Source organism: Streptomyces sp. NBC_01092 (genome assembly GCF_045039535.1).
Lineage (GTDB): Bacteria > Actinomycetota > Actinomycetes > Streptomycetales > Streptomycetaceae > Streptomyces.
Genome location: NZ_CP108659.1, coordinates 5,639,046 through 5,651,441 on the forward strand (window position 1 = coordinate 5,639,046; position 12,396 = coordinate 5,651,441).

Annotated in this window: 15 protein-coding genes and 2 pseudogenes; 9 read left to right on the forward strand and 8 right to left on the reverse strand. The window is 67.8% G+C overall.

The genetic code is table 11. From position 1 onward, the window contains the following. Window positions 1–94: 94 nt before the first annotated feature. Window positions 95–265 carry a hypothetical protein gene (locus tag OG254_RS25585; RefSeq protein WP_405585870.1) on the forward strand — a complete coding sequence of 57 codons (171 nt, stop codon included), beginning with the start codon at window positions 95–97 and terminating at the stop codon, window positions 263–265. On the opposite strand, the gene OG254_RS25590 is transcribed toward OG254_RS25585, so the two are convergent. From OG254_RS25590 to OG254_RS25605, 4 genes are all read right to left on the reverse strand, one after another. Further along, window positions 240–866, reverse strand: coding sequence for a Uma2 family endonuclease (locus OG254_RS25590; RefSeq protein ID WP_405585873.1), 627 nt, complete (start codon window positions 864–866; stop codon window positions 240–242). The two genes, OG254_RS25585 and OG254_RS25590, sit on opposite strands and share 26 nt — an antisense overlap. Before the next feature lie 188 nt (window positions 867–1,054). Beyond that, the gene (locus OG254_RS25595; RefSeq protein ID WP_405585876.1) at window positions 1,055–1,891 is read right to left on the reverse strand and encodes a protein kinase; all 837 of its coding nucleotides are present in this window, start codon (window positions 1,889–1,891) and stop codon (window positions 1,055–1,057) included. A gap of 70 nt (window positions 1,892–1,961) precedes the next feature. Further along, entirely contained in the window at window positions 1,962–2,405 is a 444-nt protein-coding gene (locus OG254_RS25600) for a glycine-rich domain-containing protein (protein ID WP_405585879.1), read from the reverse strand. 250 nt (window positions 2,406–2,655) lie between these two features. After that, entirely contained in the window at window positions 2,656–2,898 is a 243-nt protein-coding gene (locus OG254_RS25605) for a hypothetical protein (protein WP_405585882.1), read from the reverse strand. Between the two features lie 112 nt (window positions 2,899–3,010). Between OG254_RS25605 and OG254_RS25610 the strand changes: the two are divergent. Further along, window positions 3,011–4,349, forward strand: a pseudogene (locus tag OG254_RS25610) (helix-turn-helix domain-containing protein). On the opposite strand, the gene OG254_RS25615 reads toward OG254_RS25610, so the two are convergent. Then, window positions 4,327–4,860 carry an NUDIX hydrolase gene (locus tag OG254_RS25615; RefSeq protein WP_405585885.1) on the reverse strand — a complete coding sequence of 178 codons (534 nt, stop codon included), beginning with the start codon at window positions 4,858–4,860 and terminating at the stop codon, window positions 4,327–4,329. The pseudogene OG254_RS25610 and the gene OG254_RS25615 overlap by 23 nt on opposite strands. A 506-nt stretch (window positions 4,861–5,366) precedes the next feature. Here OG254_RS25615 and OG254_RS25620 point away from each other — a divergent pair. Beyond that, complete coding sequence (locus OG254_RS25620; RefSeq protein WP_405585888.1) at window positions 5,367–5,789, forward strand: YjbQ family protein; 423 nt, start codon at window positions 5,367–5,369, stop codon at window positions 5,787–5,789. Between the two features lie 24 nt (window positions 5,790–5,813). Here OG254_RS25620 and OG254_RS25625 read toward each other — a convergent pair. Beyond that, window positions 5,814–6,291 (reverse strand): annotated as a pseudogene (locus tag OG254_RS25625) (DUF5994 family protein). Window positions 6,292–6,595: 304 nt separating this feature from the next. On the opposite strand from OG254_RS25625, the gene OG254_RS25630 reads away from it, so the two are divergent. From OG254_RS25630 to OG254_RS25645, 4 genes are all read left to right on the forward strand, one after another. Then, on the forward strand, window positions 6,596–7,156 hold the full coding sequence (locus OG254_RS25630; protein WP_405585890.1) for a DUF5994 family protein: 561 nt from the start codon (window positions 6,596–6,598) through the stop codon (window positions 7,154–7,156). 5 nt (window positions 7,157–7,161) lie between these two features. Beyond that, window positions 7,162–7,422, forward strand: coding sequence for a hypothetical protein (locus tag OG254_RS25635; RefSeq protein ID WP_363150029.1), 261 nt, complete (start codon window positions 7,162–7,164; stop codon window positions 7,420–7,422). 2 nt (window positions 7,423–7,424) lie between these two features. Further along, window positions 7,425–7,715 carry a hypothetical protein gene (locus OG254_RS25640; protein WP_405585893.1) on the forward strand — a complete coding sequence of 97 codons (291 nt, stop codon included), beginning with the start codon at window positions 7,425–7,427 and terminating at the stop codon, window positions 7,713–7,715. Between the two features lie 218 nt (window positions 7,716–7,933). Further along, window positions 7,934–8,182, forward strand: coding sequence for a hypothetical protein (locus tag OG254_RS25645; protein WP_405585896.1), 249 nt, complete (start codon window positions 7,934–7,936; stop codon window positions 8,180–8,182). A 624-nt stretch (window positions 8,183–8,806) separates the two neighbouring features. On the opposite strand, the gene OG254_RS25650 is transcribed toward OG254_RS25645, so the two are convergent. Further along, the gene (locus tag OG254_RS25650; protein WP_405585899.1) at window positions 8,807–8,998 is read right to left on the reverse strand and encodes a DUF397 domain-containing protein; all 192 of its coding nucleotides are present in this window, start codon (window positions 8,996–8,998) and stop codon (window positions 8,807–8,809) included. Continuing rightward, entirely contained in the window at window positions 8,979–9,806 is an 828-nt protein-coding gene (locus tag OG254_RS25655) for a Scr1 family TA system antitoxin-like transcriptional regulator (RefSeq protein WP_405585901.1), read from the reverse strand. Before OG254_RS25655 ends, OG254_RS25650 begins: the two co-directional genes overlap by 20 nt. Before the next feature lie 257 nt (window positions 9,807–10,063). Between OG254_RS25655 and thrS the strand changes: the two genes are divergently transcribed. Together thrS and OG254_RS25665 are read left to right on the forward strand one after the other, a co-directional pair. Beyond that, on the forward strand, window positions 10,064–11,287 hold the full coding sequence (thrS, locus tag OG254_RS25660) for a threonine--tRNA ligase (RefSeq protein WP_405585904.1): 1,224 nt from the start codon (window positions 10,064–10,066) through the stop codon (window positions 11,285–11,287). A gap of 134 nt (window positions 11,288–11,421) precedes the next feature. Continuing rightward, window positions 11,422–12,396: a nucleoside hydrolase gene (locus tag OG254_RS25665; protein WP_405585907.1), complete on the forward strand. Its 975-nt coding sequence runs from the start codon at window positions 11,422–11,424 to the stop codon at window positions 12,394–12,396.

Below are 12,396 nucleotides of genomic sequence, written 5' to 3' on the forward strand. Positions count from 1 at the left end.
AACTCGCCCTGTGCCCCTTGCCGTTCGAGTCTGACAGCGCTTAGGTTAAACCGCGTATTAAACATGGTTAACCCAGAGCTGTTGCGAGGTCGCCGTGCAGGAACGCACCAGCCCCACCGAGCGCTACACCCGAGGCGCGGCGGCCGCGTTGGTCGCCGTGGCGACGCTGATCCTGGCGGCGAACGCCGGTCCGGCACGGGCTGCTGCACCGGAACCGGCACCGCAGCGGACTCAGCATGTCATCCCGGTGCAGTCGCTGCCGTAGATCTCGCCGACCTGGAGGTTGTCCATGCGGCCCTCCTGCTGGTGCCCACTCGGAATTCCGCTGTGTCCAGCTCGAATCCCAGGGGCGCGGGGAGCGGGATGGTGAGGCCGAGCTTGTACCTGGGGCTCTGGGTGTATTCGTCGCCGGACGGCTCGGAGTAGACGGTGACTTCCGCTACTTCGCGGTCGATCAACAGGTAGACGGGGATGCCGGCGCGGGCGTAACCGTGGATCTTCTTCTCGCGGTCGCGTTCGGCCGTGCTGTCCGAAGTGACCTCGGCGACGAGGAGGACGGAGGACGCCTCGTGCCACTCCTCCCCGTCGTCGAAGCTGCCTTTCGGGGCGATGACCAGATCGGGGACAACATGGCCGGTCTCGGAGGCTCCAGGGACATTGAGGCCGATGCCCGTATACCGGCCCAGCCTTTTATCGTGGTCCCTGAACTGCCCGCTGAGCTCGGACACGATCTCCTCGTGCTCCCCGTTGGCCGGTGGCGTGAGGGAGATCTCCCCTTCGATCAGCTCCACGCGCCAGCCCAGGGGGACTGCCGCACTGATGCGCTCGAAGGCGGTCTCTACGCTCGAATCCGAGTAGTCGGGCAAGCCACTGTTCTCCCAGCCTGTACCGGCGGCCGCAGAGAGAATCCGGAGCCGTTCGCTCGAACGAGTGTGCTATTCGGGGGTTCCGCGACCGGACCGCCCCGACTAGCTGTCCAGGCTGAGGGGTGGTCCGGTCTTTGGTTGTTGGGTTCAGCCGTGCGAGAGACGCCGGATGAACCGGGGCTTCGGGATCAGCTCAGGGCCGCACCCACCTCGTAGATGGTGGGCCGATCCTCGGGGGCATGGCTGAGCATCGCGTCGATCAGCTTGCCCAGCTCGCCAGGCGCCTTCACTGGCCGCCGCCGACCGTTCGCCACGGCCTCCCGCTGCACAGGACGCGGGGCATCGTCCGGATACTCGACCGCCCGCCAGCCCGTGGCTGAGATCAGCAAGGAAGCGCCGAGAGCATAGACATCGGCTTCCTCCGTCGGCTCGGCCTCTCCCGTGTCGAGCACGCTGCGGGAGATCTCCGGTGCCTCGTAGTGGACGAGGCAGCCGCGGAAGGGGAAGTCGTACCCCTCGGGCACGCGTCCGCCTCGGGCAAGGGCAAGGTCGATGAGGTACGTCCGCTCCGGCCCGACGATGAAGTGGGCGGGCTGCACATCACCGTGTGCCCAACCCTGGGAGTGGAGTTCGGCCAGCGCATCGACGCACCCCAGCGCCACGCTGATGTGCGGGGCGATGGCGGAGTCTGGTTTACGGCAGGGCTCCCACAATTGGTACAGGTCCGGCCCCTCACGCCACGGCTGGAAGTTCCACGTCCCGTGGTCCCACTCGCCGTACGCGAAGTCAGCGAAGCCGAGGTGATACAGAACGGCACCTTCACGGGCGGGCGCAAGAGCGGTCCAGGGCTGGGCGGGCCAGTCGGCCGTGGCCTCGATCGGATAGCCGACTTTCACGGCGTAGTGGCCTCGAGGGCCCTCCACCTCCCAGACCGTCGAGCCCCGACGATTGAGCACCAGGCGCCAAGCCGTGGGCATGAGCGCGTCGAGCACCACGATCGGCAGTTCAGGGGTTGAGCCGGACAACGTCTCTTCTCCTTCCGAGCGAACGCGGCCGACCACGAGTCGAGGCCGGCCGCGCCGCTGATGTCGCGTGCTACGCCTGACCGTACGGTCGGCCACAGTCCGAGTCGCACTGAGCGAGGTTCGAGCCGTCCACAGTCCACAAGTCATCGAAGACCATGAACCCAGCCGCCTTCATGGCACGCACCGAGGCGGCCACCAACTCCGGATCACGGCCTCCCCCACCCGGCTTCGGGTTGTGGTGCAGGAAACGGCCCGCGTACTGCTCGCACAGCTCCGCGTACTCCTTCGTGTGCAGAATGAGCGCGTGCAGGCCGAGGTCCACGTCGTCCGACGGAACCATGGGGATGGTGGCGGTGGCTGCGGTGACCACGAAGGCGACCGCCTGGTCCGCGATCCGCTCGGCACGCTCGGGCGACTGCCCGTTGTGGACGACCACAAAGTGGGCGAGGCTTTCGAACAGCTCCTCACCAGCCACCGCGCGACCGGTCCTCTGATCGTTCGCCGTTGCCGTCATACCAGTACTCCTTGTGTGTAGCGGTGCGTGGCACTTACCGCCCGCATCGGTCGCTGAGCCGTGGCTCATGGACGACCAGGAAGCGGGCTTGGATGGCCGCCCCGAACGGGGAAGGGGGGAACCGGGGATGGCACCCGTCCGGGGCGGCCTGTCTACTGGCCCATGGCGAGAGCCATGCCGATCACCAGGCCGCACGATCCGCTGATCATGACGATGAACAGGACTCCCGCGTACCGGCCGATGACGCGCATCACAGCCCGTCCCGACTGCTGCCGTTCCTGATGGCCAGGTGTGCGCTCAGTGCCTCCCGCGCACTCGGCGGCTCCACGTTGTCCGGGATGGCGTCCCACTCCGTGCCGCCGCCGATCGGCCTTATCTGCACACGGCCGCCGAGCTTGCCCATGACGACGCCGATACGTCCCCTGGCGGTGTCCTTCGCCAGTTCACCGATGCCTGGTCTGGTATGCCGGTTGCTCGCCATGGACAAGAGCATCGCGATCCGAGGACCGCCGCCAAAAGGTCAGGCTGATTACCCAACTTGGGTAACATCGCGGCAAGTAGACACCCAACGACGTTGCGTAGCCCTCGCAGTGGGGAGCCACCCAATGCCCGATCCCGACCGGCCGCAGGAACTGCCTGCCAGGCTGCTCACTGATCCCGAGATGATCAATGCGTGCCGGGTACGGGACTTCGCCAGAGTCTTCCGGCTGGTCAAGACCAAAGCGGGCATCTATCCGTCGATGATCGCCAGACGCTGTGAGCTGACCCCCAGCCGTGTCGGCGAAGTGATCGCAGGCCGACGCCAGTTGCAGCACATGGACGTGGTCGAGCGCATCGCGGACGGCTTGCGCATCCCAGGGCACATGCTTGGGCTGGCCCGTCGACCGTGGGAGACGCCTCAGGCCCTCGTCGTAGCCGAGCGCAAGGCGCCAGAAGCACCAGAGCCCGAGCAGCAGATACCCGCGTCTGCCAGGGCCCGATGTAGACAGCATCCTGGCGCTGGCCACTCGAACGAGCCTCAACGCAGCCACACTTGAAGCCTTCCGCTCCTCCATCGAGGACTATTGGCGACGGGACAACCAGCACGGCGGCGAGGCGCTGAGGCCGGCCATCGTCGGCCAACTCCGCCATGTCGTTGGACTCCTGAAGGAGAACCGGCCCCCGTCCCTCCAGAACGGCCTGTACGGAATCGCAGCCGAATTGGCACGCCTCACCGGCTGGACCTACTTCGACGCCCGCCAGTACAACCAAGCCCGCGCGTATTTCACCGAGGCCCTGCAACTGGCCAAGGAAATCGATGACCGGCAGTTCATGGCCAACGTACTGGCCTGCATGAGCTTGCAGGCTACCTACCAGGACAAGCCCGCGGATTCGCTGGCACTCGTAACGGCCGCCCAGGACCAAGCCCGCTCGGACCTTGGCACCACCCCACGCGTCCTGTCCATGCTGTCCATGCGCGAAGCCTTCGCTCATGCCACCCTCGGCAACCGGGACTCCACTCACCGGGCGATCCGAGAAGCCCACCGCCACTACGAGCAGATCCAGACCAGCGACCCCGACCCGTCATGGGTGACCTACTTCGACCAGCCGAAGCTCATCGTGGACACAGGCATCGCGCACGGCCGACTCGGCGAAGCAGCCACCGCCGAACCCTTGATCGCGGACGCCTTGCGGCGCGAAGATCACACCAACCAGCGCGGCCGAGCGTTTCACTCGTTCTGGCTGGCACGTACGCAGCTAGATCAAGGCAAGCTCGAACAGGCATGCCACACCGCTACACGAGCACTTGAACCCGCATCAGCGGTGACCTCCGAGCGAGTGTCAGGCCATCTCAGGGAGTTCTACGGCCAGTTGGCCCCGTACAGGCAAGAACCCGTAGCCCTGGCCTTCGAGGCGAGGCAACGGGAACTCCTACCACCGGTCAGCGGATCGATTCATCCATGAGCAGGTACAAGAGACCGACCAGCGATCCGCTGCTCACGACCTCGCGGCGGTCGATCATCGCCCGCACCTCGCTGAGAGGGATCCACTCGATGCGGTCGGACTCGTTCTTCTCCGTGGGCGGCCCCGCGTAGGTCGCGCCATCCACGCGGAAGACGTGGTGCTGCGAGTCGGTGATGCCGTTGGCCGGCTCGGCGTAGATCAGGGGCTTGATGGGGCCGGGACGCCAGCCCGTCTCTTCGAGGACTTCGCGGGCGACCGCCTCTTCCGGGGTCTCGCCCTCCTCGATCAGTCCCATGGGCAGCTCCCAAGCCCACGCGTCGGTGATGAAGCGGTGCCGCCACATCATCAGGACTTCTTGGCGATCGTTGACCACGGCGGCCACGGCCAAGTGCCGGAGGCGAACGACGTGGTACTCCCACCTGCGCCCGTCGGGTTGCTGGACGTCAACCAGACACAGGTTCACCCACTTGTTGGTGTAGATCTGACGTTCACCGTGGGTCTTCCACTCCATACCTGCGGCCCCTCTCGATCGGTCTCCAGGATCTCAGACCGACGGAGCGACGGACACGGGTTGGGTCATTTCACGTCAGCCTGACGAGATGGCCCTACCGTACTCCTCCGAATGACGGCAATCGAATGACGGCAGCGACGGCACTCAGAGACCGACGATCACCAGCGTCAGCGATCAGGTGGGATGAAGGCGGAGTCCACGCCCAACAAGCAGAAGCCGAGTACTTTCGCCACAGGCTGCCCGATCGGACCCGTATGATGTCCGTCCTCTCAATACACCTGATCGCTCGGGGACGGCATGGACTTCCGCATGGGGCTAGGGCGTGTCCGGTGGGTCACGGGTGACCCACCGGACACGCCCTAGTCCTGCCTGTACGTCGCGAACAGGGATGAACCGACCGGCCCTTGACGTGGGTCGAGCGGCGGGGCGGCTTCGGTGATCGGAGTCCGGCGGAACAACCCGTCCAGCCGTCAGCGCTGCTCCTGTACAGCGGGTACTGGTGAACCATGACCGGCACCTTCACCACCCGCACCGTCGACGTGACAACCGGCTCCGCCGAAACCATGCACGACCTGACGAACGCGTGCTCCGCGTTCCTCCGGGAGGTCGCTCACGGGAGAGACGGACTGCTGAACCTCTTCACCCCGCACGCGACGTCCGGCCTGGCCGTCATCGAGACCGGAGCCGGCAGTGACAACGACCTGCTGGCGGCCCTCCGTGAGGTTCTTCGCGCGGACGACCGCTGGCAGGACCGCCACGGCGGTGCGGTCCCCGGCCGCGAGCACATGCTCCCGGCCCTGGTCCCGCCCCACGCCACGCTGCCCGTGGTCGGCGGTGAGCTGGAGCTGGGGACCTCGCAGTCCGTCGTTCTGGTGACCACCGGCCGGGACACCCCCGACCGAAAGGTCCGGCTGTCCTTCCTCGGCTGACCGTACGTCGCGCCACCCAGGCGTTCAGGTCCGCGGAGTGCTGCCGGTGTCGATGAGGATCTGTTCGGCCTGGGTGACATTGTCGGCCCGTACGGCTCTGGCCATTGCGGCCCGTGCCGCGTCGGGTGCCGCGTCGGGCGGGACCACCAGCAGGGCGAAGTGATCGTTGTCGCCCCGGGTAATGAGGACCGTGTCGTCACCGACAGGGAAGGAGTCGACGCGCACGACCCGGTCGTCGACGGTCTGCCGCGCCGGGAGCTCCTCCCAGGCACTCCCGTCCAGGCCCACGCGCATGATGGGACCGAGGTGCTCGGTCAGGGCGGTGATCAGACCGGGAAGCTCGGCATGGATGTCGCGGGAGCGCGGCCACCACGCACCGTTACAGGACTCCCCCGCGTTCTTGCGTCGTCTCCAGCCGCAGGAGCGCCGTCCCAGGTCTCACGGAATGGTGAATCGCATCCGGCAGAAGCCCGGGAAGGCATGGGGTGTCGGAATCGGCCATGATGTGCTCGCCTGTCTCCGAGAGTTCCGCGCATTCGCTCGTCGTCCGGAATGTGCCGGCAACACCGGGCAAGGGCTCACGGTAGCCCCACCGTACTCCGCAGGCCAGCGGCGGGTCGCCCACAGGGTCGTCGCACGCCCGCGTTCCCGCAAGGTTGCCTGGTCGCGCGAGGCCTGTGGGCCCGCCTGCCGGAGTAGGGTGAAGAAACCGGGAACACTTCACACACCGGCGCCCATGTGGGTGTCGTCCCGGTGATTCGGACTGCCGGGCCGTCGACGACGAGCCCGGGGGCAGGGTTCGCATCATGGCTGTCACTGTCGACCGTACGACCACCGACGAGCATGCCCCTTCGCCGCCCGCTCGCCTGTCCCTGACGCCGGGAACGGCGCCGGGGCTTCTGGACGGTGCCTGGTGGCCTCGCTCGCGTGACCTCTCCCGCGAGCTCCCCGCACTGGCGGAGAGGCTGGACCACTCCTGGGGGCGGGTTACCCACGTCACGGTGAATCCGGCCTTCTGGCCCGTGATCCCGCGCAAGGTTCCCGTCACCGGACACACGGTGCACGTGGGGTGGTTCACGAATGAGCAGGACCCGCACAAGCTCCTCGTGTTCTCCTACACCGCGGAGCGCCTGGACCTGCTGATCATCCCGCCGGAGACCGACCCGGCCGCGGCCGCCAGGCTGATGTCCGCCGCGACCACCCCCGGAGGCCTCCTCACCGCGAGCAGGCTGATGGAGGACGAGCGAGCGGCCGACGACGCGAGGGAGTCACGGGACCGCGAAGAGGAATGGGAGACCGAGGGTGGGACCACACCACCACCGGCCGGGAACCCGACCGGGCCTCCGCCCTCCGCCCGAGGGATGTGAGGGCAGTGGAGATCGCCGTCACCCTGGCCTTGATCCTGGGCCTGATCACTGTGGGAGCCCTCCTGATCCGTCGGCTCAACGCCCAGCACGACGAAAGGATCGCAAGCTTCCACTACAGCGGCGTCCTGCCGTGGCGCGACAGCAGCAGCCGGAAGCGCCCCCGGTCGACCATCGACCCCGCCGGCCCCCTCCTCGCCCGTAACCGCCGCGAGCAACCGCACGGGGACCGCGGACGCCGCCGGATCTTCTCCGGACGGAGGCGGTGAACATGACGTCCGCACACGCCACGCCCACCCCCGCACCAGCGGATCCGGTACCCCCGGCGGGGTACGCCGACATCCGCGTCGTCGCCGCGTCCCCCGAGACCGCCCGCCGCGTCGCGGAAGTCCTCCGGCACTGCTTCGATTCCACCGAGCAACGCAGCTGCCCGGCCGGCCGCGAAGGCGGTACCCGACTCCACCTCACCGTGGACACCACGCATCCCGCCGAACCCGCGCGATCCTGGCTGGCGACCAGCCGGGCTTCGGCCGCCGACCGCTCACAGCACGGCGACGTCTGAACAGCCCGTGCAGTGCATGCCCTGCACAAGCCCTCAGGTCAGCAACCTGAGGGGCATCGGTGAATCGCCACCTCGACTTGATCGGCTTCACCCCGCGTGAAAGAGGCTCCGCCCCCTGCCAGGCTGCCGTGAACAGGAGCAGGGCCCCAGCCAGCGGACGCCTCGACCTCCCCTCGTCCCGGAGGGCGAAGCTCACGAATGGACCGTACCGTTGGCCCATGAGCGTCTTCATCAAGCTGGTGGAGAATCGGCCGCCAAACGAATACGCGAACGAGCGTAGGGCGGATATCTCCTACGACGACACCGTCGAGGAGAATTCCGAGATCACTTACCAATACGACGTACTTTCCAGCGGGGCCCTGAGAATCCTCCGGGTCACGAGAGGAGAGGAAGCCGTCATCCATGCGGTCTACGCCCCGGGTCTGTGGTTCCGCGTCGAGGGCCTCTGCCGCGGCACTACGGAATAGCGGCCCGAACAGGGCCCGAACAGAAAACGTCATACCTCGACTGCTGGAACGAGGCCGGATCGCGCGGGAGCGACCACACGAGATCTACCGACCGAGCCGAACGCGGCGACGTCACCCAGCTCGGGCATCCACTTGAGGCCGTCCAGCCCCGAGAACACCTTGCCGGGGGTGCTCGCCCCATGTCCCGCGCCTCTCCTGTTCAGCAGGACCGTTGCCAGTCAGGAGCCTTCAGGGACTGTCCGGGGACGTTGATCACCCTGCGGTGGCTCTTCCACCGCCCGCCTCGCCCACACGGATCTCGTCGACTCCGCCGACTCGGCTATCAGTTTCGAGGTATCGACCCTCACCTGAGAGCCCCGTTCAAGGCCGTCGTTGGGTCAACGCGGCGTTCGGAGTTGACGGCAACCCTGACGGCAACGACGACACACGACGACCGTTGATCACGATCATCAACGTTCAGTTCGGAAGCAGGCGGAGGCCCAGCCCAACAGCCTGCCCGATCCTACGGATCAGAGGGTTACAAGTTCGAATCCTGCCGCAATACCGGACCCGGTCGGCCGACTCACCGCGAGGCACGCTCGGACTCGCCACCGAGTGGGACGTGTCCTGGGCGGCCGTGGCCCGCTAGCGCATGGAGGTCTTGGGCCTGCGGACGTAGTCGATGAATGCGGCGTAAGTCTCCGGGCCGAGGGTGAGGGCGCCGACCTCGGGGTTCTTGGAGTCGCGGACGGCTATGTGGGGGGTGGCATCGGCGACCTCGACGCAATCGCCGCCGCTGCTGCCGCTGTAGGACGACTTACGCCACTTCAGCTCCATAGCGTTCCTCCATCACCCGTGCGATCAGTGCCGCTGATTCCTTCGGCGAGAGAGCCTCGGCCTGAAGGCGAGCGTAACCGACCGAACGCTCCCTGATCACTGCAGGATTGGCCGTCATGTGCCCCTGGTCGTAGGTCTCGCTGTAGAACAGGTCGGGGTGCTCGTCGAAGCGCAGGAGATTGAAGGAGCCCATCGTTCCGGAGTGCTGTCCGACCGAGAACGGCAGCACTTGGATGTGCACCGATTGGTTGTCCTGGAAGGCCAACAGGTGGGCGAGTTGCTCGCGCATGACCTCTCGGCCGCCGATCTCCCGGTACAGCACCGCCTCGTCCAGTACGACCCACAACGACGGCGGCTGTTCGCGCTCCAGGACGCGCTGCCGTTCCATCCGTGCCGCCACCATCTCGTCGAGTGTGTCGGTGTGGTCCACCGCCATTACCGCCCGCGCGTACGCCCTCGTCTGCAGAAGCCCGTACACCAACTGGCACTGGTACGTGGAGATGTAGGTCGCCTTCGCCTCCATGTCGGCGTACGGCTGGAACCACGTGGGCAGCTGGCTGCGCAGCACCAGGCCCACGAGCCTCGAAAAGTAGCCGTCCGTCACCAGCGCCGCATCCACCCGCTCGGCGAAATCTCGCGTCGGCACCTTCAGGGTCGTCTCGACCTGGCCGATCAACGACCCCGTGCAGAACATGACCGAGCCGAACTGCTTCAGCGTCAGTCCCGCCTCCTCCCGTTTCCTCCTCAGCTCGTAGCCGAAGTAGTCCAACGGAGAGGCCGTGGGATCGAGTTGACGAACGTGAACCAAGGCGTACACCCCCAAGTCGGTCTGTAGCTGAGCGTAACCACACGACTTCGCATGGGTGACGGGAACTGCAAAAATCACCGCGCCCTCGCGCCCGCCCCCCTGTTACCGTCGGCCCATGCAGCGCGCCAATCCGTCTCTCACGACGACGCCGGACCCCGTCCCGGCGCCGCGCTGACACCTGAGCGAATCCGAAGCCCCGGGGCGAGTGCCCCGGGGCTTTGTCGTGGGTGCTCGTCCCTCCATCCGAAGGAGCAGCCATGCACGACCACCGCCGCCTCGGCCGCGAACTCGACCTCTTCGACACCGACCCCCTGATGGGCGCCGGCCTGCCGTACTGGCTGCCCGACGGGGCCGTCGTCCGGCATGCCCTGGAGGAGTACGTCCGGGACGTGGAGCGTGAGGCCGGCTACCGGCACGTCTACTCGCCGGTGCTCGGCAAGCGTGAGCTGTACGAGATCTCCGGGCACTGGGACCACTACAGCGACGACATGTTCCCGCCGATGGAACTCGGGTCCGAACAGGTCGTCCTGCGCCCAAGCCTCTGCCCGCACCACGCCCTCATCTACTGCTCCCGCTCGCACAGTTACCGTGAACTACCGCTCCGCATGGCCGAGCTGGGCGGCATGTACCGCGCCGAGCTGTCCGGCGTTCTCGGCGGCCTCACCCGCGTCAGAGCCATCCAGCTCAACGACGCCCATATCTTCTGCACCCTCGACCAGGCGATCGACGAGGCCCGTGGCGCCCTGAAACTCATCGCCCGCGCTTACGCCGATCTGGGCATCCGGGCCGTCCGCCACCGTCTGTCCCTCCCCGGCGAGGGCGGCAAGTACGTGGCCGACCCCGGACTGTGGCAGCGGGCCACCGCCCTGCTCCGGGAGGTTCTCGACGGCTCCGGCGTGCCGTACGAGGCCGTCGAGGGCGAGGCCGCGTTCTACGGCCCCAAGATCGACGTCCAGATCGCCGACCCGGCGGGCCGCGAGGCGACCCTGTCCACCGTCCAGATCGACTTCCACCAGCCCGAACGCTTCGACCTGCAGTACATCGGCCCCGACGGCGCCAAGCACCGCCCGGTCATGGTCCACCGCAGCATCATCGGCAGCGTGGAGCGGGTCGTCGCTCATCTCATCGAGCAGCACGGCGGTGCTTTTCCGGCCTGGCTGGCGCCCGTGCAGCTGGTGATCCTCCCCGTGGCGGAGGCGCAGATCGGACAGGCGGAAAAAATTCTTGCCCGAGCCCGCCAAAAGGGTCTGCGCGCGGAACTCGCCGGTCCCGAGCACGGCACCCTGGGCGCCCGCGTCCGCGCGGCACGCCTCGTGCCGTATCAGGCGGTCATCGGAGAGCGGGAGGCGGCGGCGGACGGCGACCTCGTGGCCGTACGGCTGCGGGACGGGCGTAGGCCGGGGGGCGTACCCGCGGAGGAACTGGTCGCCCGGATCGCCGACCGCGTCGCGGCGCGCGGGCTTGAGCTGTGGGATGTGTGAGGCGCCAAGACGCCGTATGGCGCCGCGCGCACGTGACCGCACGGCGGCGCCATACGACGACGCACTCCACCTGTGAGACACCGTAAGGTCGCACTCGTACCGCCCGCCACCGCACCCGTGAGGGGAGCTCCGCCGTGACGAACGCCGACGGTCAGCGCATCCCGGTGATCATCGACTGCGACACCGGTGTCGACGACGCCCTGGCGCTGTTGTTCGCCGTACGCCATCCGGGGCTGGACCTGCGCGCGGTCACCTGCGTGGCCGGGAACACGGACGTGGACGGCGTCGTACGCAACACCCTGACCGTGCTGGAGCAGGCCGGTGCCCCCGAGATCCCCGTGGCCAGGGGCGCCGGACGCCCGCTGATCGAGCCCGCCCGCTCGGCGCGGCATGTGCACGGCGACGACGGCATGGGTGACATCGGTCTGCCCGCCCCGACCCGCGCCCCGGCCGACGTGGACGCGGTGACGCTGCTGCGCCGCGAGATCCTGGCGTCCCCGCGCCCGGTCACGCTGGTCCCCACCGCGCCGCTGACCAACATCGCCCTGCTGCTGCGCACGCACCCCGAGGTGACCCGCAACATCGAGCGGATCGTCTTCATGGGCGGCGCGGTGGCCTGCGGAAACGCCACGCCGGTGGCGGAGTTCAACGTGTGGCACGATCCGGAGGCCGCCGCGATCCTGCTCACGGCCGGGGTCCCGATCACCATGTACGGCCTGGACGTCTTCCAGCAGGTCGTGGTCCCCGGAGCGGACGTACGCCGACTGCGGTCGAGCGCGGAACGCGGCGCCCGGCTCGCCGGTGAGCTGCTGGCCCACCGCCCGTCCGCGCCGGACATCACCACCGACGCCGAGGCGGGCGGCATCGGCGACGCGGGCGCGGTCTGCGCGGTCGTGGACCCGGCGGGCATCACCACGCGCCTCCTCCCGGTCGAGGTCTCCCTCGCCCCCGGGCCGACGCGCGGTCAGACGATCGTCGACCGCCGTCCCCGCCCCGGCGAGTCCGAGATCCACACCGGCACCCGCGATCTGCACCTGGTGGACGTGGCCCTGGACGTGGACGTGGACCGCTTCGCGAAGCTGTACCTGTCGACGGTCGAGCGTCTCTGA